Here is a 22,229-nt window from a genome sequence, read left to right as displayed (position 1 = left end):
GGCGGATCATCCGCCTTTCCATCGCAGCCCGTTACGCGCGCCGCGGGCGCAACAGCCACACCAGATAAGGACCAGCGAGCATCATCGCGAAGATGCCGGCCGGCATCTGGAACGGGAATATCACCATCCGCCCCGCCCAGTCCGCGAACACCATCAGGGTGGCGCCAATCAGCGCGGCCAGCGCTACCTGATGAAGCGCGCGTTGCGCCCCCATCATCCGCGCCATATGCGGCGCGATGAAGCCGACCAGGCTTAGGAGCCCGACCATCAGGGTCGCGGTCGCGGTCAACAACGCGGTCAGCAGCATGATGATGATTCGGCTTCGCGCCATGGATACGCCCACCGAACGCGAGGCCGCCTGACCGAGCGGCAGGATATCGAGCCAGCGCGACAACATCGGCACCAGTGCCAGCAGGATGATCGCGGCGACGGCCAGTATCGCAGCCTCGGTCGGACCGATCTGATAAAGCGAACCCGCCAGCAACGACAGAAGCATGCCGATGCGGGGGTCACCGGTTGCGAGCACCATGGCCATGATCGCGCCGAACGCCGCGCTCATGGCGACGCCCGCCAGCAGCACACGCTCCGGGCTGAATTCGGATCGCCGGCTGAACAGCAGAACCAGGCCGAGCACGCTGAAGGCGCCGATCGCGCCGGCTGCGATCTGCGCCGCGCGGGTGTGAGAGGGCAACGCGTACAGCAGGACTAAGACACCCATCGCGGCGCCATAGCTGATCCCCATCACCTCTGGAGCCGCCATTGGGTTTCCGGTCATGCGTTGCAGCAGCGTGCCGGCCACCGCCAGCGTGGCCCCCGCAGCCAGGGCCGACACCACGCGCGGCCAGCGCCACGGCAGAAACTCCTGGATGCCGGCCAGACCGCTCCAGCTCCAGCCCTCTGAACCGACCCCGACCGCCAGCGCGATCCAGACCACGAGCAGCAGCAAGGCCAGACCGAACAGGATCACCCGCCAGGGATGGTCGAGACGTGGTGGAACGGATGGCGTGAGGTTTCCCACCGGCGCGGTGGCCCGAAGCCGCGGCAGCAACAGCAGCAACATCGGCGCGCCGATCAGGGCGGTGGCGGCGCCAGCCGGCATTTCGCGATAGCCGGGCGGGATCAGCAGCACAAGCTCATCCGTCAGCCACAGCAGCAGCGCGCCGCAAAGTGGCGCCCAAATCAGCCGGTCACGAAAACGGCGCGCTCCTGACAGCATGACGATGGCCGGCGCGGAAAGGCCCACGAAGCCCATCACGCCGACCACACTGACAACCGAAGCGCTGAGCGCGATCGCGATGCCAAGCGCGCAGACCCGCGCGCCGGTCAATCCGAGGCCGAGATTGCGCGCAGTCTCGTCGTCGAAGCCGAGCAAGGTCAGCGGGCGGACCATCGCCGCGATCAGGACGAAGGAAATGATGAAACGCGGCGCAAGGAACGCGACGTTGTTCCAATCCTGCTGATTGAGGAAACCCGCGCCCCAGATGAACAGACCGATGAGGTATTCGTGGTTCAGCAATATCAGGGCCTGGGTCGTCACCGCGCAATAATAAGCAACGATCAGCCCGGCAAGCACCAGCACGACCGGCGATAGCGCACGGCGCCAGGTGAGACCGAACACGCACAGAAACGCAGCGAATCCGCCCAGCAACGCAATCCACTCACGGCCGAAGGTGAGCAGCGACGGCGCCCACAGGGTTGTCACGGACAGCGCGAGATAGGCTCCGTTCAGGACACCAAGGGTGCTCGGTTCAGCAAGCGGATTGCGCAGCACCTGCTGACAGACCGTTCCTGCGAGGCCCAGCGCTGCGCCGGCCAGCAGCGCCACTGCTATGCGCGGAAACACCGTGTAATGCACCAGCATCTGCTGCGGATCGTTGATCTCGGGGCGCCACAGCACCGGCAACCAAGCGCCCGCCGGCAGAAACCCCGACAGATGCCGCCACGTCAGCGCAGCCGCTGCTGCAAACAGCAGCCCGATCAGCACCGCCGGGTGCATCGCGATCCCGGAGCGGGCGGGCAGCGCCTCAACCTTGCTCATTTTTTTCCTGCGGCAGACGTTCGGCGAGAAGGCGGGCGAAGCGCTCAGCTGCCGGCACGCCGCCATAGAAGAATTGATTTCCCAGCACCGTCAACCGCCCCGACCGTAGGAACGGCAGGGTTCGCAACACCGGGCTCGACGTGAGCAGAGCTTCGATATCCGCTACCCGAGAACTCATCAGGATCAGCCGCGCATCGGGCACCGCCGCGAGCACTTCAAGGCCGACGCTGGTATGTCCCCACGGACCGCTCTGCCCGGTCCATGCGTTCTTCAATCCGAGCTGGTTCAGCACTTCCTGGTAGAGGCTGTTCGGACCGAACACCAGCGCACGGTTGCGCGCGATCTCGCTGACAAGATAGAGCGGCTTGCCGCCGCGGTTGCGAAGCTGCTCACGGTAACCGCCCATCGCTGCATCGAAGCGCGCGAGATAGGCTTCGCACGCGGCCTGCACGCCGACCCGCTGTGCGAGCTCCATCGTCGAACTGCGCGCGGTTTCCAGAGGATGGCGACCGGGCTTGAAAATCGTGAAAATCTCGACCGGGGCGATCAGCTTGAGCCGGGGTATTGCCGCAGTGATACTGGGATCGATGATGATAATGTCAGGCGCGAAACTCTGCAGCAGCTCGAGATTCGGCTCCGAACGCAGGCCGATTTCCTGAACGCTTGACGGGACGGCCGGCTCGACGACGAGCCTGCCGTAGCGCTCGATCTCCGGAACCACGAGCGGCACGACCCCGAGCGCGAGCAGCGTCTGTGCACAGGCCCAACCGAGCGCGGCAACGCGCGGCCCGGGCTGTGATGTGGCGGCTTGCGTTGCGCCTAGCGGCCAATTGCCGAGCAGCACGCCTCCGCCGAGGCTCACGCCTGCGGTGAGAACGGCGCGGCGCGACGGCCGGCGATCTGAGGCAATGACAGGCTTTTTGTTCATGGAAATCGGCTCAAAGAGCTCTCGCGGCCAAGGCCAGGGGACGGAAGGCCATCATGACATACCTTCAATCCTCGTGTCCGTCCAAGCCCTGGCGCTGGAGGCGCTAAAAGCGTTTGCCAGGGCCCGCCCGATCGCCGCCTGCGCCTGCAAGGCATTGGCAACGACATTTCCCATCCGCAAAAACTCATGGATCATGCCCGGATAGATCTGGAGATCGACGGCAACGCCGGCGGCGCGAAGCCGTGCCGCATAATCCCGCCCCTCGTCCACCAGCGGATCATATTCGGCAAGCACAAAAAGCGCCGGCGCCAGCCCGGAGAGATCGTGCGCGGCCAGCGGCGCAAAGCGCCAATCGTCGCGGTCGGAATCGTCGCGGAGATATTGCCGGAAGAACCAATCGACGGTGTCCCGCTCGAGCAGAAAGCCCGAGCCATACCGGTTATAGGAATCCGAGGTCTGCCGTGCGCTCAGGCCTGGGTAGGCGAGAACCTGCAGAACGGGCTGCGGCAGGCTTGGGTCAGCCTTGGCTGCGATCGCCAGTGCTGCGGCAAGCGTCCCACCGGCGCTATCGCCGCCAACGGCAACGCGGCCCGCGTCCAGCCCGGCCACCTCCCCCTCGCGACCGATCCAGGCCAGCGCATCGACGGCATCCTCGAACGCCGTCGGAAATTTATGCTCCGGGGCAAGCCGATAACCAATCGACAGCACCGCCGCACCGCTATCGGCGGCGAGGCCTCGGCACAAGGGCTGATGCGAATCGAGACTTCCGACGACAAAGCCGCCGCCGTGCATATAAAGCAGAACTGGCGTGGGATTTTGCGCGTCCGGCTCCCGCGGGGCGTACAGCCGCGCGGCGATGGCATCCCCATCGCGCGTCGGCAGGGCGAGGTCGCGTTCAAACGCCAGCGCCGGAGGGGCGACGTCGAGCAGCGGCGAAGACGCGTCGAAATCCGCGCGTGCCTGTATGGCGGTCAGTTGCGGAAACGGAATGCGTGCACCGCTCTCGGTCCCAAGCTGGACCATCTCGAGGAGCGCTGCGATATCGGGATCAAGGCTCATACGGTTGTTCACTCCGCCGGTTCCGGCACCTGGTCCTGCGACGTTGTCGATGTCGCCTCCGGAGCCAGCAGCGCGCAGATCTCATCGAGAAAATCGGCATCCCTGAGGATCGTAAAATGGTTGTCGCCAACAATGCCGCGATCAACGGCATTCGGGAGCTGCGTCTCCAGCCGATCGCGCTGCGTCAGGCGACCTGACGTCCACCAGCACAACGGCGCGGCCGCGAGACGACGCGGCGGCGCGGCGTTCTGCGTCAGGGTTTTCAGGTGCCGCCCGACTGCAAAGGCGCTCGACAGATCGTCGATGCCGAGCAGAGTGTCGTCCGGCAATGGTCCCTGCACCTCTTCCAATATCTGCGCGGCCAGACGCCGGACGCTTGCGGACGTCTCCGGCGCGCCGGCGCGTTTCGCTGCTTCCACGTGCGGATGGATACGGCCGGATGCAGCGTTCGGAAGAACGGCCGACAGCAATCCCGCGAGATCATCGGCCCAGTGGGCTACGGCTTCCTGCCGGTTCGATCCGCCGTGCGTCCGCAGCACGAAGCTGTCGACCAAGGCAAGACGATCCACACGTTCACCGCTTCGTTCGAGCTCGGCTGCAACAAGGCTGACGAGAAGCCCTCCGAGCGACCAGCCGATCAGGCTGTACGGACCGCGGGGCTGCACCTGTCTGATCTCGCGCGCATAATCCGCAGCCATCGCCTCGAGCGACCGGTCACTCCACGAACTGTCGACAAGCATCCGGGATTGCAACCCGATCACCTGCCGGCGCCCTTGGAGGCGCCGCGCCAGCAGTCCATAATCGAAGACGGTGCCGAAACCACCATGCACACAGAACACCGGATGCATTCCAGGAACCGCAACGTTCAGCGGCAGCAATGCCGACGGCGCCGCTGCAGCGGCGGGAGCCACGTCACCGGTATCTGCCAGCAGCGCCCGGATCGTCGGCTTCTGCAGGAGATCGCGAAGCTTGATCTCGATGCCGAAGCTCTTGTCCTGACGCAACCTGGCAACGACCTTGAGGCTGAGGATCGAGTTGCCGCCCAGTTCGAAGAAATTGTCGGTGACGCCGACTTGCGGCAGCTTGAGTATGTCGGCCCACAGGCGCGCCATCGCGGTTTCCGCAGCCCCCTGCGGAGCAACGAAGCTTCGCGCCGCGGTATCGGGCGCCGGCAGCGCGCGCCGGTCGATCTTTCCGCTCGACATCACCGGCAGGCGATCAAGCACCATGATCCGTGCCGGCACCATATAGACCGGCAATGTCCGCCTCAAGAAATCGGTCAATCTGTCGACCAGCGCCTCGGCAGGTGCTCCTGACGAGGCCTTTGCCGCCTTCGGCGCGACATAGGCAACGAGCTGGCTTCCGGCAACGCCCGGTAACGCCACCACCGCCGCTTGCTCGATCTCCTTGTGCCGAAGAAGCGAGGTCTGGATCTCGCCAAGTTCGATCCGGAAGCCGTTGATCTTGACCTGGTCGTCGCTGCGGCCGAGATATTCAATGGTGCCGTCTTCGCACCATCGCGCCAGGTCGCCGGTGCGATAGAGTCGTGCTCCCGGCGCCGCTGCGAACGGGTCCGGCACGAAGCGTTCGGCCGTCATGCCCGCTTTTCCCTGATAGCCGCGCGCCAGCCCAAAGCCTCCGAGATAGAGCTCTCCTGCAACACCGGCGGGAATGATATTGAGCGAGCTATCGAGAATATAGGCGCTGCGATCACCGACCGGCAGACCGATCGGCGCGTAGGGCGTATCGCATTCGGCGGCGCCATCGACCTTCCAGACCAGGGGCGTGACCACGGTTTCGGTCGGCCCATAACCGTTGATCAGGATGCGCGGCTTCAGAACGCGCTTGACCTTGTCAAAGCCCGCCTTCGGCATCGCCTCGCCGCCGAAAGAATACAGTTTGACCGGCGGTGGGTTGCCCGCCTGCTCGACCCATTCCGCGACTTGCTGAAGATAGGCGGGCGGCAGGCCGATATGGCTGACGCCATGCGCATGCAAAGCTTCGACGGTTTGTTCCGGCGTCCACAGCTCCGCATCGCGCATCAGCAGCCGCGCGCCGTGCGACAACACCGTCAACCAGCGCTCATGCGCGCCGTCGAAAGCCAGCGACAGGAAATGCAATTCGCACGAGCCCTCGTCGATCTCGTAGAGGCTTCCCGTGACGTGACAGTGCATCGCAAGCGGCCCGTGGGCAACCGCCACGCCCTTTGGCGTCCCGGTCGAACCGGAGGTGTAGATCAGATAAGCGAGGTTTTCGGGGTGCAAATCCGGTTGCGGCGCATGGTGGGGGCCCGCATCGAAATCGAATGTGGAAAGAGAGATTCTTTCAACATTGTCCAGGTCCTCTTCGAGCTGTCCCGTCAGCAGGAACGAAATCCCGGCATCGCGCATGACAAACTTGCGTCGCTCGGACGGAAGCTCCGGATCGAGCGGAACGTACGCCCCGCCCGCCTTGAGGACGGCGAGCAGCGCGAGCATCGTGGCTTCGGTTCGCTCGACCACGACGCCGACCCGCTGCTCGGGCTTGAGCCCGCGGCCAATCAGGTGATGGGCAAGACGATTGGCTTTGGTGTCGAACGCTCCGAACGAGAGCACGTTCCCGCCGATGGTAAGTGCTGTTCGTTCCGGGTGACGCTTCGCATGTGCGCTGATCGCCTCATGCACCAGCGGCAATGCGACGGCAGGCACCGCGTGGCGATTGCAGTTATCGGCAACACCGGCATCGACCGTCGTGACCGGATCGATGCCGCCAAGCAGCACCGAAGCGTCCCGCGTCAGCGCCGCCAGCAGATGCTCGAACTGCATCCTGATCTGCTCGGCCTGCGCTGGCGTAAAATGGCTCGGCATATAGGTATATTCGACCTGAAGCGTTTCCTCGACGAGCACCGACAGGTCCATCGGATAGTTCGTCACGTCGACATTCTTCAGGCCATCGAACTGCAGCGAGCCATCCCCCTTCTGCAGCATGCCGCGTTCGATCGGATAGTTTTCGAACACGATGATACTGTCGAACATCGTCTGGCCGCCGCGGCCGGCCCAGCTCTGAATGTCGTAGAGCGGCGTGTGCTCATAATCCCGGATCGCCAGGTTGCGATCCTGAAGCGCCCGCAGCCATTCTCCGACTGTGCTTGCCAGCGACGGCGATTCGATCACGGGCAACGTGTTGATGAAGAGACCGAGCATCTGCTGCGATCCGTCGAGGCCTGCCGGGCGACCGGCGACGGTGACGCCGAAAGTCACGGCCTGCTGGCCCGTGTAGCGCTGCAGCAACAGCGCCCACACGCCCTGGACAATGGTATTGAGCGTGATCCGCTCACGGCGAGCGAACGCCTTCAACTGCGCGGTCGCCGTCTCGCCGAGCCGGGTGTAACAGCGCGCGTGACCCGAAGCCGGATGACGACGAGACCCGAAGGCATCGGCGAGTTGCGTCGGCTCGTCGAAGGACTTGAGCTGTTCGCGCCAGAAGCGTTCGGCCGCCTGCGCGTCCTGTGCAACCAGCCACGCGATATAGTCGCGGTAATGCGTCGGGTTCGCCGCGGACAATCCGCCGTAATAACGCTCCAGCACTTCGCCGACAAAGCGCGCCGAGCTCCAGCCGTCCATCAGGATGTGATGATAGGTCCAGATCAGGCGATAGAAGCCGTCCTCGAGACGCAGCAATCGAACCCTTTGCAGGGGCGGCGCCGAGAGATCAAATTCGGCGGCCCGCTCGCCGGCTAGAGCCGCCGCGATGCGTTCGTCGGTAACGATTTGCCCGCGCCAGTCCTCCTGTTCGAACGGCGCGGCTGCGTCGCGATAGACGGCTTGCAGCGGCGATCCGGATAGCTCGCGCCACAGGAAGCCGGTCCGAAGCATCGGATGACGCGCGGTCACGTCTTGCCATACCGACCGGAAGCGTTCGGGATCGAGCCCACGGATTTCAACGCTGACTTGATTGACGTAAACGCCACTGCCGGCATCACGCAGGCTGTGGAACAGCATGCCCTGCTGCATCGGCGACAACGGGTAGATGTCCTCGATGCTGCTCCAGTCGAGAGCGAGCTTTTCGAGCTGTTCGCTGCTCAGTCCCGAGAGCGAGCCCCGCACCGGCGCCGGCGCTTCCTTTGGCAGCCGGACTTCCCGGGCGACTGCTGCAAGCGTCTCGATCGTTTGATGCTGAAAGCAGTCACGCGGCTCGATCAGGACGCCTTCGCGGCGTGCGCGGCTGACCATTTGCAGCGAAATGATCGAGTCCCCACCGAGCTCGAAGAAATTGTCGGTGACGCCCACATTGGGCTGGCGCAGCAGGTCGGCCCAGATCGCGGCCAGCGCGGCCTCGGTTGGCGTGCGCGGCGCGACATGCTCGGCGGCGCCGAGCTGATCCGGCGCCGGCAGCGCCTTGCGGTCGATCTTGCCGTTCGGCGTCAGCGGCAAGCGATCCAGCACGACGATACGAGCAGGCACCATGTAATCCGGCAGCACCGATGACAGCGCCGTCTTGAGCGCCAACCCGTCCAGCGACGCCTCGCCGCTGACATAGCCCACGAGTTGGCGGCCAGCGCCAACCTCACGCGCCACCACCACGGCTGCGCGCACCGCAGCCTGCTCCATCAGCCGCGCCTCGATCTCGCCGAGCTCGATCCGGAAGCCGCGGATCTTCACCTGGTGATCCGAGCGGCCGATATATTCGATCACGCCGTCGGCCCGCCACCGCGCGACGTCGCCCGTGCGGTAAAGCCGTGCCCCGGGAGTGCCGAACGGATCGGGAATAAAACGTTCCGCCGTCAGCGCGCCGCGCCGCCAATAGCCGCGCGCGAGTCCCTCGCCGCCGATATAGAGTTCGCCGGCAACCCCGACCGGCGCAAGATTGAGATCATTGTCCAGGATGTGCAGCGTGGTATTGCCGATCGGGCCGCCCAGCACAGGCCTATCGTCTTGCGCGTCGAGGCGATGACGGGCCGACCACACCGTGGTCTCGGTCGGGCCGTACAGATTCCAGACCTCGCCGGCCTGCGCTACCAGCCGACGCGAAAGATCCGGCGGCAGCGCCTCGCCGCCGCACAGCACGCGGCAGCTTTGCGGAAGCTGTGGCCCATCGTGATCGAGCAGCATCCGCCAGGTCGACGGCGTCGCCTGGATCATCGTCACGCCTTGCGCCGCCACCATCGCCTTGAGCTGACCCGGATCATGCGCGGCGGCGCGATCCGCCAGCACCACGCGCGCCCCCAGCGTGAGTGGCAGCCACAGTTCCAGCACCGCAATGTCGAACGACAGCGAGGTCAGGCCCAGCACGCGGTCCTGCGATGTCATCCCCGGCTGTTCCGACATCGTCGCCAGAAAGTTCGTCACCGCGTCGTGGCGAACCATCACGCCCTTGGGCAGACCGGTCGAACCCGAGGTGTAGATCACATAGGCCAGGCTCTCGGGATGGATCGTGAGATCAAGATTGTCGGCATTACCACCCTCACCGCCAGCCGCCTCGTCGAGCAGCCACGCCTCGGCACCGGTTTCCTTGAGCACGGGAGCAAACTGCTCCAGCAACGACGTCTGCGTCAGCACCAGCGCTGCGCCGCTGTCGCGCAGCATGTGCGAAAGCCGCTCCGGCGGATAATCCGGATCGAGCGGCAGATAGGCGCCGCCGGCCTTGAGCACCGCCAGCAGCGCCACCATCATCGCGACGCCACGCTCCAGCGCCAGGCCGACCACCACGTCCGTGCCGACACCGTAATCCCGCAAGCCCCTCGCCAGCCTGTTGGCGCGCGTGTTCAGCTCGCCATAGCTCAGCTCCGCATCGCCAAACACCAGCGCGATCGCATCCGGAGATCGGCGGACCTGCTCTTCGAACTGCTCGACAATTCCCCGGCGTGGTTGGTCACGACGGGTACTGTTCATGCGCAAAAGCAGCGCCTCATCCACAGGATCGTTCGCCGCGATCATACCGACCGGTCGATCCGCATCAGCGCTCAACGCCTCCAGCAACCGCACGAAGGCGGCCTGCAGCCGCGCCACCTGCGCCTCGTCAAAATGTTGACGCTGATAGTTGAGCACCAGCCGCAGCCGCTCATCGAGACCGACGCTCGCGAACAGCGGATAGTTGCTGGTCTCGGTGATCCTTGTCTCGCCGACACGGACGCGCTGGTTCTTCTCCTTGAGCGCACTGTCGACCGGATAATTCTCGAACACCAGGATGCTGTCGAACAGCGGCCGTCCGGGACGTCCCGCCAGGCGCTGGATTTCATAGAGCGGCGTCCAGCCGAATTCGCGCATGGTCAGATTGCGATCCTGCAGCTCGCGCAGCCATGCGCCGATTTTCTGCTGCGGACTGGCGCTGTCGACGACCGGCAAAGTGTTGATGAACAGGCCCACCATGTCTTCGGCGCCTGCGAGCTCCGACGGCCGCCCCGACACGGTGACGCCGAAGCAGACCGTGCCCTGCCCGGTATGCTGACGCAGCAATTGCGCCCAAGCGGCCTGCACCAATGTGTTGAGCGTCACGCGCTCCCGCGCCGCAAATTGCTGCAGCCGCGCGGTCAACGCGACGTCCATTTCCAGCGCCAACGCACCGTGACCCGGCGTTGCTCCGCTCGAGCGTTCCGGCGAACCATCCGAGAGCAGACCCGGCTCCCCCCGTTCCGCCATCGCCGTGCGCCAGAACGCGGCTGCGGCGTCGCGATCCCTGTTCTGCAGCCAGCCGATGTAATCCCGATAGCGGCGCTGCAAGGCTGGCAATCGGCCATCGGCGCTGTATTGCAACACCTCGGCGATCAGCCGCGCCGAACTCCATCCATCGAGCAGGATGTGATGATGGGTCCAGATCAGCCAGTGACGGTCTTCTCCCAAACGAATCAGCCGGACCCGCTGCAAGGGTGGCCGCGACAGGTCAAAGCCTTCGAGGCGTTCCTGCCGCGAGACGTCCGAAAGCGCAGCATCCAGTCCGGATTGCTCCAGCACCGCAAGGCGCGCGCGCCAATCCTCCTCGACGAACGGCACCTCGGCGTGGCGATAGACCACCTGTTGCGCCGAACCCGACAGGTCGCGCCAGACAAACCCGGTGCGCAGCACCGCATGGCGGTCGCTGACCGCCTGCCAGGCCAGACGAAGCTTGCCGGCATCAAGGCCGTGTATTTCGGCGGCAACCTGGTTGACATAAAGTCCGCTCTCGCCGTCGTGCATCGCATGGAACAGCATGCCCTGCTGCATAGGCGACAACGGATAGACATCCTCGATCTGGCGCCAGTCGAGTTCCAGCCGGTCGAGATCGGTTTGGCTGAGCCCGGACAACGCCACATCCGACGGCGTGATTCCGCTGGCACCGCTGGTGCAGTGATCGACCAACTCCCGCAGCGCCGCCTCATACAACGCGGCCAGCCGCTCGACCGTCTCGCGCCGATAGCGTTTGCGGCCGAAGCCGAACGACAGCCGCAACTGGCCCTCGCGCACCGTGCCGCTGACGCTGAGCCAGCGCCGCAGAGGGCTCGATGCGCTGCGCGAGGGGCCCGCACTTTCGGACGCCATGGCGAACGCCTCTCCCGCGCCGCCGTCGATCTGGCCGAGATAATTGAACGTGATCTTCGGCTCGGCCGCTTTCGACAACGCGGCGCGCTGCTCTTCAGAGCCGAGATAGCGCAGCACGCCGTAGCCCAGCCCACGGCCGGGAATGGCGCGAAGCTCTTCCTTCACGGTCTTGATCAACAACGACGGATCCTGCGAGCCGCCGGCCAGACGCACGGGAAACGCGGTCGTAAACCAGCCGACCGTACGCGAGATATCGATATCGCCGAACAGATCCTCGCGGCCGTGGCCTTCCAGCTCGACCAGGACATCGTCCTGTCCGCTCCATTGCCAGACGGCGCGCGCCAGGCCGGCGAGGAGAAGGTCGTTTATTTGCGTGCGGTAGGCGGAAGGCGCGTCCGTCAGCAGGCGCTGCGTCAGTTCTACGTCGAACGACAGCGAGATTTCATCGGCGTCGGCGATGGTGTCGATGCCGCCGTGATCGTCGTCGCACGGAAAATCCGCAACTCCGTTGCGCTCCACCCAATAGGGTAGTTCTGCCGCGAGTTCGCACGACGACGCATAAGCCTCCAGCCGGGCACCCCACAGGGAATAGGCATGGCTCTTCGGCGGAAGCGCAACCGTGTTGCCTTGCGTCAACTGGCCGTACGCCGCCGCGACGTCTTCCAGCAGAACCCGCCACGACACACCGTCCACAACCAGATGATGGATCACGATCAGCAAGCGCTGGCTGCCGTCGGCGACATCGATGCCAACCGCGCGCAGCAACGGACCATTGGCCAGCGACAGGCTTGCCTGCGCCGACGCTGCAAGCACCGTGACGGCTTCACCATCAACCGCGCTTCGGAGCCACAACAGTTCAGCCACGTCCGGCGCGGCACCATGCTCCGCACGCCACACGCCGTCACTCGCTTCGAAGCGAAGCCGCAACGCGTCGTGATGGGCCAGCACGGCCGCTATCGCGCGTCCCATGACCTCCCAGTCAAGCCGGTCGTTCGACCGCAGCAGCACCGCCTGGTTCCAGTGATCGCGTTCTGTAACATCCTCTGCGAAGAACCGGGTCTGTATCGGCAGCAGACGATGCGAACCGGATACCAATCCCTGGTCGGCGCGCGTCTCGCTCAGTTGCTCGGTACGTGCCGCAAACGCCAGGGCTTCCAGCGTCTGATGCTGGAACACATCGCGCGGTTCGATCAGGTAACCGGCGCGTCGGGCGCGGCTCACCATTTGCAGCGAGATAATCGAATCGCCGCCGAGTTCGAAGAAATTGTCGGATAGGCCCACGACAGGCCGGCCGAGCAGTTCGGCCCAGATCGCCGCGAGCGCCATTTCCGCCGGGGTACGCGGCGCCAGGTGCTCCGAGCCGGTGTCGATCGCGTCCGGCGCCGGGAGCGCACGGCGGTCGACCTTGCCGTTCGGCGACAGCGGCAGCCGTTCCAGCGTCACGATTCGCGACGGCACCATGTAGTCCGGCAGAACGGACGACAGCGCCGCGCGCAAGTCCGTCCCGTCAAGTTCGTCCGTCCCGCAAACGTAGCCGAAGAGCTGACGCGCCAGACCCACCTCGCGCGCAACCACCACCGCAGAGCGTACGCCGGGCTGCTCCAGCAGCCGCGCTTCGATCTCTCCGAGTTCGATGCGGAAGCCGCGGATCTTGATCTGGTGGTCGGATCGCCCGACATACTCGATGGCGCCGTCCGGGCGCCAGCGCGCCAGATCCCCCGTCCGGTACAGCCGCTCACCGGGACCGCCAAACGGATCCGGGATGAGCCGTTCCGCCGTCAACCCCTGGCGCTTCCAATAGCCGCGCGCCAGCCCGACGCCGCCGATGAACAACTCGCCCATCACCCCGGCCGGAACCAGGTTCAGCGCGGCGTCAAGGATGCGAATGGCCGTGCCCGGGATCGGTCGCCCGATCGGCACGCGCACCGCGCCGTCGTCGCGGCAATTCCAGAACGTCGCGTTGATCAGGGCCTCGGTCGGACCGTAGCGGTTGTCGAAGCGAACGTCGGGGAAGGCTGCGAGCACGCGCGCCTTCAACTCCGCAGACAAGGCTTCGCCGCCGGCAAACAGCCGCTTGAGCGTCACGCAGCGTTCCACCTCCGGCTCAGCAATAAAATGCTCGAGCATTGGCGGCACGAAATGCAGCGTCGTCACATCGTGGGCAACGACCGCGTCAATGAGAAGCCGCGGTTCGCGATGTGCACCCGGCGCGGCGATCGCAAGGCGCGCACCGACCGCAAGCGGCCACAGAATTTCCCACACCGACACGTCGAAGCTGAACGGTGTTTTCTGCAGCAGGGTCTCGCTGGCATCGAGGCGGTATTCCGCCTGCATCCAGCCGAGCCGTGCGGCCAGCGCGCCATGCGAGCAGGCAACGCCCTTTGGCATGCCCGTCGATCCCGACGTGTACATCACATAGGCGAGACCGGCCGGATCAAGCGCGATATCGAGATTGCCCTGCTCCGCTGCCCCGGCCTTATTCTCCGCGTCGATCGTCCAGGCCTCCGCGGCCGCTTTCGCAATCACGGGCGCGAGGCGTTCAAGCAGCCGGCTTTGAGTAAGCACCAGCCCGGCGTCACTGTCGCGCAGCATATGCAGCAGCCGATCAGCCGGATAATCCGCGTCGAGCGGCAGATAGCCCGCGCCGGCCTTGAGGACGGCGAGCACACCAACGATCAATTCGACGCTGCGTTCCAGCGCGACACCCACCAGCTGGTCGCGGCCAATACCGCGGTCCCGCAACTGTCGCGCCAGACGATTGGCGCGAGCGTTCAACTCGCCATAGCTGACCCGTTGATCGCCGAAGACCAACGCAATTGAGGACGGTGAAGCAGCGGCCTGCGCCTCGATGCGGGCAACGGTTCCGCCACCAAAATCCGAAATCTTGTCGAGCTCGATTGCGCCGCCACTCCAGGCGAGCATTTGCCTGACCTCATCGCCATCAAGCCCGGTGAGTTCGCCAAGCGGAGCGGCGGCATCCGTCACGATCTGCGCGAGCAGGCGCGACAAGCAGGCTTGCAGATATCTTATCTGGTCCTGGTCGAACCGGCCGCGGTCATAGCGGAAACCGAGATTGATGCCGTCGGTCTTGGCGAATACCGCTACCGTGAGCGCATAATTAGTGATCGAGACCTGCTCGACCCGTCCAAAGCGCGAACCGCTTTCATTCTCGCCGCGCAGGGCCTCATCGATCGGATAGTTCTCGAACACCAGGATGCTGTCGAACAGCGGCCGGCCGGATCGTCCGGCCAGGCGCTGGATCTCGTAGAGCGGCATCCAGCCATGGTCGCGCAGATCAATGTTGCGCTCCTGCAAGCCGCGAAGCCAAGAGCCGATTTCGGCTTGCGGATCTGCCTGATCGACTACCGGCAGCGTGTTAATAAAGAGGCCGACCATTTCCTCGGACCCAGCGATCTCCGCTGGCCTGCCGGACACCGTCGCTCCGAAACACACAACGCGCTGTCCGGTATGACGCCGCAACAGTTGCGCCCACGCACCCTGCAGGAGTGTGTTCAACGTCACGCGCTCGCGCCTGGCAAACGCCTGTAATCTTGCGGTCAGATCAGGAGTGAGGAGCAGATCCAGCGAACCGTGACCGGCTGCGCCTGTGCTCGAAGGTCCTCCCAGCACATCCACCACGAAGCTCGGCTCGTCCAACTCGGCCAAGGCGGTACGCCAGAACGCCGCCGATGCGTCGCGATCCTGCCTTTGCAGCCAGCCGATATAGTCACGGTAACGGCCGTGCACGGCGGGCAATCGGCCGCCGCGTTCGTGCTGCAGTATCTCGGCCACCAGTCGCGCCGAGCTCCAGCCGTCGAGCAGGATGTGGTGATGCGTCCAGATCAGCCAGTGGCGGCCTTCCTCGAGTCTGATTAGCCGCACCCGCTGCAAGGGCGCATCCGACAGATCGAAACCTTCAGCCCGCTCGGCCTGCGACGCCAACGCCAGCGCGGCCTCGAGTTCGCTGCGGTCCATGCTGGCCGCCCGCTCGCGCCAGTCTTCTTCGACGAACGGCAGCGTCACATGACGATACACCACCTGCTGGGCCGCGCCCGACAGTTCGCGCCAGGCGAAACCAGTGCGCAGTACCGCGTGCCGTGCGCTTACTTCCTGCCAGGCCGCTCGCAGCCTGCCGGAATCGATGCCACGGATTTCCAGGCCGACCTGGTTGACATAATTTCCGCTTTCGCCATCGCGCAACGCATGGAACAGCATGCCCTGCTGCATCGGCGACAGCGGATAGATGTCCTCGATCTCACGACAATCGATCGTCGCAGTCAGAACGTCGAGGTCGGCCTGGCTCAAACGGGAGAGTTCGACGTCCGACGGCGTAATCCCATGCGCGCCGCCGGTGCAATGGTCCACCAGCTCGCGCAGGGCTGCCGCATAATACTCTGCGAGGCGTTCCACCGTCGCGCGCCGGTAGCGCTTGCGACCGAAAATGAACGACAGCCGCAGCAGTCCGTCGCGCACCTGGCCGTTGATGCTGAGCCAGCGGCCAAGCGGGGCGCTCGCACTGCGTGCGGCGCCGGCGCTCTCGGGCGCAACCTTGAACGAGGCCCCCTCACCCAGGCTCGCATCGAACTGGCCGAGATAATTGAAAACGATACGCGGCTCGGGGATTGCGGAAAGCGCATGGCGCTGCGCTTCGGTGCCGAGATAGCGCAGAATGCCGTAGCCCAGCCCGCGCGCGGGGATCGCCCGCAGCTCTTCCTTGACGGCCTTGATCAGCGCAGCGTCGTCGCCCGAACCTCTAGGCAGGCGAACAGGGAACGCGGTGGTGAACCAGCCCACCGTGCGTGAAATTTCCGTACCCGGGAAGATGTCTTCCCGGCCATGGCCTTCGAGTTCGACAAGGACATCGTCAATCCCGCTCCAGCACGATACCGCGCGCGCCAACGCCGCCAGCAGCAGATCGTTGACCTGGGTGCGGTAGGCGGACGGCGCTTCCTTGAGCAGCCGCGTCGTCAGGCCCGCGTCGAATGTCAGCGAGATTTCCTCGCCCTCGGCAACCCGATCGACGTCGCCATGATCGTTGTCGCAGGGCAGATCGGCGTTGGGCTTGCGTTCGATCCAATACGGCAGTTCGGCCGCCAGTTCGACGCTGCCTGCATGCGCTTTCAAGCGCGCGGCCCAGGACGAATAGGATTGGCTCTTCGGCGTCAACGCAACGGAGGCCGCGCCCTGCGCCATCTGGCCGTAAACCGATGCGACGTCTTCCAGCAGCACCCGCCATGACACGCCGTCGATGACGAGATGATGCACCGATATCAGGAGCCGCTGGCTGCCGTCGGCAAGGTCCATTCCGACCACGCGCAACAGCGGTCCTTGCAATGACAGGCTCGCCTGGGCCGCTGACGCCAGCGCCGTCACCTCGGCCGCATCGCGCATGCCGCTTCGAATCCAGAATATTTCGGAGACCGGGGGCGCGGCGCCATAGGACGCCCACCAGACGCTATCGATCTCTTCGAAACGCAGACGCAGCGCATCGTGATGCGCCACGACAGCGGCGACCGTGCGTTCCACGATCGCCCAATCCAGCCGCGACTGCGGCATCAGCAGCACAGCCTGGTTCCAGTGGTGGCGTTCGCCGGCGTCCTCGCCGAAGAAACGCATTTGAATCGGCAACAGCGGGTGCTCGCTCCCCGCCAGATCCTTCTCGGGCTCGGCATATGGCATCGCCTGTTCCGAACGCGCCGCCAGTGCCAGTTCCTGCAATGTCTGGTGCCGGAAAACGTCACGCGGCTCGATCAGCAGGCCGGCCTGCCGGGCGCGACCCACCATCTGCAGCGAGATGATTGAATCGCCGCCGAGTTCGAAGAAGTTGTCGTCGACGCCAATCAGGGGTTGGCCAAGAAGCTCCGCCCAGATCGCGGCAAGCGTCGTCTCCGTCGCGGTGCGCGGCGCGACGTGTGCAGCGGCGGCGTGCATGTCGGGGACCGGCAACGCCTCACGGTCCACCTTGCCATGAGCGGTGAGCGGCAGGCTTTCAAGTCTGATGATGCGGGCCGGCACCATGTAATCCGGCAGCCCGTCCGCGAGCGCGGCGCGCATTGCCGTCTCGTCGAACGCCCCTTCACCACAGACATAACCCACCAGCTGATGGGTTGCCCTGGCGTCGCGGGCGATGACGACCGCCGATTGCACGCCGGGCTGACGCATCAGCCACGCCTCGATTTCGCCAAGCTCAATCCGGAAACCGCGAATCTTGACCTGATGATCGGAGCGGCCGAGATATTCGATCACGCCATCCGGACGCCATCGGGCCAGATCGCCGGTGCGGTATAGCCGCATGCCCGGCGCGCCAAAGGGGTCGGGGATAAATCGCTCCGCCGTCAGCGCGCCGCGCCGCCAGTAGCCCCGCGCCACCCCTTCGCCGCCGATGAACAGTTCGCCGGTTACGCCGACCGGCACGATGTTCAGATCAGCATCGAGGACATAGGCAGACCGCCGGCCGACCGGGCGACCGATAGGCGCATAATTGCCCTCAATCTCTTCGCTGGCATCGACCTTCCAGACCAGCGGCGTCACCACGGTTTCGGTCGGGCCGTAACCATTGATCAACGTCCTTGGCTTGAGCGCGCGCTTGACCTTGTCGAAGCCGGCCTTCGGCATCGCCTCGCCGCCGAAAGAATAGAGCGAGACCGGCGGTGGATCGCCGCGCCACTCAGCAAAGTCGGCGAGCTGCTGCAGGTAAGCTGGTGGAAAGCCGGCGTTGGTGACGCGCTGCTTGCGCATGACGTCCAGCGTCTGTTCGGCTGACCATAGATTCTCGTCCCGCATCACCAGCGCGGCGCCGCAGGTCAGCGCGGTCCAGAGCCGTTCATGCGCTCCGTCGAACGTAAAGGACAGGAAGTGCAGTTCGCGGGAATGCCGGTCCATGTCGTAGAGGCCGGCAGTCACCTCGCAATGCATCGCGAACGGTCCATGCTCGACCGCGACACCTTTCGGTAGTCCGGTCGAACCCGACGTGTAGATCACATAGGCGAGGCTTTGCGTTCCCACGGCGATCGCAGGATCGCTCTCCGTCTCCTGATCAGGATCAACTACATCAAGCAGAACAACTTTGACCCCAGACGGTTGCGAGGTCAGCGCTTCACTGGCCGTATCCGTCAGCACAAAACGCACGCCGGCATCGCGCATGGTGGCGAGCTGCCGCTTGACCGGGTGGTCGGGATCAAGCGGCAGATAGGCCGCGCCCGTCTTCAGTACGGCCAGCAGCGCCACGACGAGAGATGGCGAACGTTGCGCCGACAGGCCGACCAGGTCGGAACTGGTGACACCAAGACGGATCAGTCGATGCGCAAGGCGGTTAGCGCGACGGTTGAGTTCGTCATACGAGATAACGTCGTCGCCGAAGACGAGCGCCGGCGCGTCTGGCGTTTGCGCGGCAAAGCGGGCTACCGTCTGATGCACGGGCGTGAACGGCGTCGCCGAACCGGCGTCTGCTCCGTTCCAGCTCCTGATTTGAGTCAGTTCCTGCTCGCAAAGCAGCGCGATTCCGGCGATAGACTGCGACGAATCCTGAGCCATCGCCTTGAGGAGCGTGATCCAATGCGCCGCAAGGCGTTCGATCGTCGCCGCGTCAAACAGAGCCGTTGCGTAGGTGAATATCGCGCGTATCTCTCCTGACGGTCCCTCTTCGCTGTCGAGCGCCAGATCGAACTTGACGGTGTCGATATTGGGGTCGATTTTTTCGATCTGCAGGCCGGTCAGGCCGGTCGAATTGTCCGATGTCCGGCGGCGCTGGTGGTTGTAGAGAACCTGGAAGAGAGGATTCTGGCTCAGGCTGCGCTTGGGCTGCAGTACCTCCAATAGCCGCTCGAACGGGAGATCCTGGTTCTCCTGGGCTTCGATCGTGGCTGCATGGACGGTTGCGATGAAGTCCGCGATTGCCGCGCGCCCGTCAAGCTGCGTGCGCAGCACCTGGGTGTTGACGAACAGTCCGATCATCCCCCGGGTCTCGTCCCGGTGACGATTGGCAACCGGCACACCGACGCCGATGTCGGATTGGCCGGTGTAGCGATAGAGCAGCAGCTTGAAGCTCGCCAGCAGGATGGCGAACAGCGTCGTCTTGTGCGTGCGCGCCAAAGCACGCAGGGCATCGGCGAGCCTCGGATCAAGCTCCATGCGAACCGCGGCGCCGGCAAGGTCGGGCTCCGCCGGCCGCGCCCGATCGATGGGGAGCTGCAGCACCGCAGGATCCCTAAGGCGCGTCGTCCAGTAATCTATCTGTCGCTCGCCGTCGACCACGCTCATCCAGAGCCGCTGCCATTCGGCATAATCGATGTATTCAACATCAAGTTCGGGCAGCGCCGGCGCCTCACCTCGCGCAACGGCCGCATACAGCTGCCAGAACTCCTCGACCAGCACCGCCATCGACCAGCCATCGGCGACGATATGGTGCAGGCTGACCACGACAAACCTGTCGTCCTCTTCCAGCGTCAGCACGGCGGCCCGCATGAGCAGGCCGGCCTCGAGATCGAAGGGGCGCGCGGCTTCCTCGCGCGCCAGCAGGTGAGCCTGCTGTTCGCGGTCGCGGCCGTCCACCTTGACGTGCCTGATCTCGACCGGTTGCGGATCGAGCACGATCTGCTCGGCATCCCGGCCCTCTTGCCGAAACACCGTACGAAGTGCGCTGTGCCTGACAACCAGCCTGTCGAACGCCTGCTGCATCGCATGCACATCGAGTTTACCGCGCACCCGCACGGTCGCCGAGATGTTGTAGGCTGCGCTATCAGGATCCATTCGCCACAGGAACCAGAGGCGCGACTGCGCAAAGGAAAGCGGCGCGCGTGTCCGTTCCTGGCGCGCAATCGGCAGCATGGCCAGGTTAACGCCTTTGGCCGCCAGCTGCGTCAGGAACGCATGCTGCTTGCTCGCATCAAGGCGCATCAATCGCCGCGAGATGTCGCGAAGCTGCTGCTTCTGCGTGGTGGCGGTGTCACTCATCGGAAAATTCGACTTCCTTCAACATGTCGAGCATCGCGGCGATGTCATCGCCGCGCTTGTCGACCTGAATCTCCGGGGCGAGGCTGGCAGCCATGGTTTCGACGGTCGTCATTTCAAACAGGCGGTTCAGCGGCAGGTCATGGCCGAGATCGCGCTTGATACGGCTGATGAGTTGAACGGCGGTGAGAGAATCCCCACCGAGCTCGAAGAAGTTGTCGGTGACGCCGACATTGGGCTGGCGCAACAGGTCGGCCCAGATCGCGGCCAGCGCGGCCTCGGTTGGCGTGCGCGGCGCGACATGCTCGGCGGCGCCGAGCTGATCCGGCGCCGGCAGCGCCTTGCGGTCGATCTTGCCGTTCGGCGTCAGCGGCAAGCGATCCAGCACCACGATCCGCGCCGGCACCATATAGTCCGGCAGCACCGATGACAGCGCCGTCTTGAGCGCCAAGCCGTCCAGCGACGCCTCGCCGCTGACATAGCCCACGAGCTGGCGGCCAGCGCCAACCTCACGCGCCACCACCACGGCTGCGCGCACCGCAGCCTGCTCCATCAGCCGCGCCTCGATCTCGCCGAGCTCGATCCGGAAGCCGCGGATCTTCACCTGGTGATCCGAGCGGCCGATATATTCGATCACGCCGTCGGCCCGCCACCGCGCGACGTCGCCCGTGCGGTAAAGCCGTGCCCCGGGAGTGCCGAACGGATCGGGAATAAAACGTTCCGCCGTCAGCGCGCCGCGCCGCCAATAGCCGCGCGCGAGTCCCTCGCCGCCGATATAGAGTTCGCCGGCAACCCCGACCGGCGCAAGATTGAGATCATTGTCCAGGATGTGCAGCGTGGTATTGCCGATCGGGCCGCCCAGCACAGGCCTATCGTCTTGCGCGTCGAGGCGATGACGGGCCGACCACACCGTGGTCTCGGTCGGGCCGTACAGATTCCAGACCTCGCCGGCCTGCGCTACCAGCCGACGCGAAAGATCCGGCGGCAGCGCCTCGCCGCCGCACAGCACGCGGCAGCTTTGCGGAAGCTGTGGCCCATCGTGATCGAGCAGCATCCGCCAGGTCGACGGCGTCGCCTGGATCATCGTCACGCCTTGCGCCGCCACCATCGCCTTGAGCTGACCCGGATCATGCGCGGCGGCGCGATCCGCCAGCACCACGCGCGCCCCCAGCGTGAGTGGCAGCCACAGTTCCAGCACCGCAATGTCGAACGACAGCGAGGTCAGGCCCAGCACGCGGTCCTGCGATGTCATCCCCGGCTGTTCCGACATCGTCGCCAGAAAGTTCGTCACCGCGTCGTGGCGAACCATCACGCCCTTGGGCAGGCCGGTCGAACCCGAGGTGTAGATCACATAGGCCAGGCTCTCGGGATGGATCGTGAGATCAAGATTGTCGGCATTACCACCCTCACCGCCAGCCGCCTCGTCGAGCAGCCACGCCTCGGCACCGGTTTCCTTGAGCACGGGAGCAAACTGCTCCAGCAACGACGTCTGCGTCAGCACCAGCGCTGCGCCGCTGTCGCGCAGCATGTGCGAAAGCCGCTCCGGCGGATAATCCGGATCGAGCGGCAGATAGGCGCCGCCGGCCTTGAGCACCGCCAGCAGCGCCACCATCATCGCGACGCCGCGCTCCAGCGCCAGGCCGACCACCACGTCCGTGCCGACACCGTAATCCCGCAAGCCCCTCGCCAGCCTGTTGGCGCGCGTGTTCAGCTCGCCATAGCTCAGCTCCGCATCGCCAAACACCAGCGCGATCGCATCCGG

At 65.0% G+C, this 22,229-nt stretch carries 5 protein-coding genes; all 5 read right to left on the bottom strand.

Translation table 11 applies throughout. From position 1 onward, the window contains the following. Positions 1-31: 31 nt before the first annotated feature. Positions 32-2,038 (bottom strand): Fe(3+)-hydroxamate ABC transporter permease FhuB, encoded by a 2,007-nt coding sequence (fhuB, locus tag JQ629_RS28205; protein WP_212415390.1) that lies wholly within the window; start codon positions 2,036-2,038, stop codon positions 32-34. After that, a complete protein-coding gene (locus JQ629_RS28200) occupies positions 2,025-2,882 on the bottom strand; it encodes an ABC transporter substrate-binding protein (RefSeq protein WP_212415389.1) in 858 nt (285 codons plus the stop codon). Before JQ629_RS28200 ends, fhuB begins: the two co-directional genes overlap by 14 nt. A 135-nt stretch (positions 2,883-3,017) precedes the next feature. Then, positions 3,018-4,037 (bottom strand): alpha/beta hydrolase, encoded by a 1,020-nt coding sequence (locus JQ629_RS28195; protein ID WP_349631331.1) that lies wholly within the window; start codon positions 4,035-4,037, stop codon positions 3,018-3,020. Next, positions 4,034-20,470: a non-ribosomal peptide synthase/polyketide synthase gene (locus tag JQ629_RS28190; RefSeq protein WP_212415388.1), complete on the bottom strand. Its 16,437-nt coding sequence runs from the start codon at positions 20,468-20,470 to the stop codon at positions 4,034-4,036. The genes JQ629_RS28195 and JQ629_RS28190 overlap by 4 nt, the downstream gene beginning before the upstream one ends. Beyond that, positions 20,463-22,229, bottom strand: a 1,767-nt coding sequence (locus tag JQ629_RS28185; RefSeq protein WP_212415387.1) for an amino acid adenylation domain-containing protein, incomplete at its 5' end; no start/stop codon positions are given. The genes JQ629_RS28185 and JQ629_RS28190, both read right to left, overlap by 8 nt.

The organism is Bradyrhizobium sp. AUGA SZCCT0222 (genome assembly GCF_018130205.1).
Lineage (GTDB): Bacteria > Pseudomonadota > Alphaproteobacteria > Rhizobiales > Xanthobacteraceae > Bradyrhizobium.
This window is presented reverse-complemented; position numbering and strand designations above follow the sequence as displayed.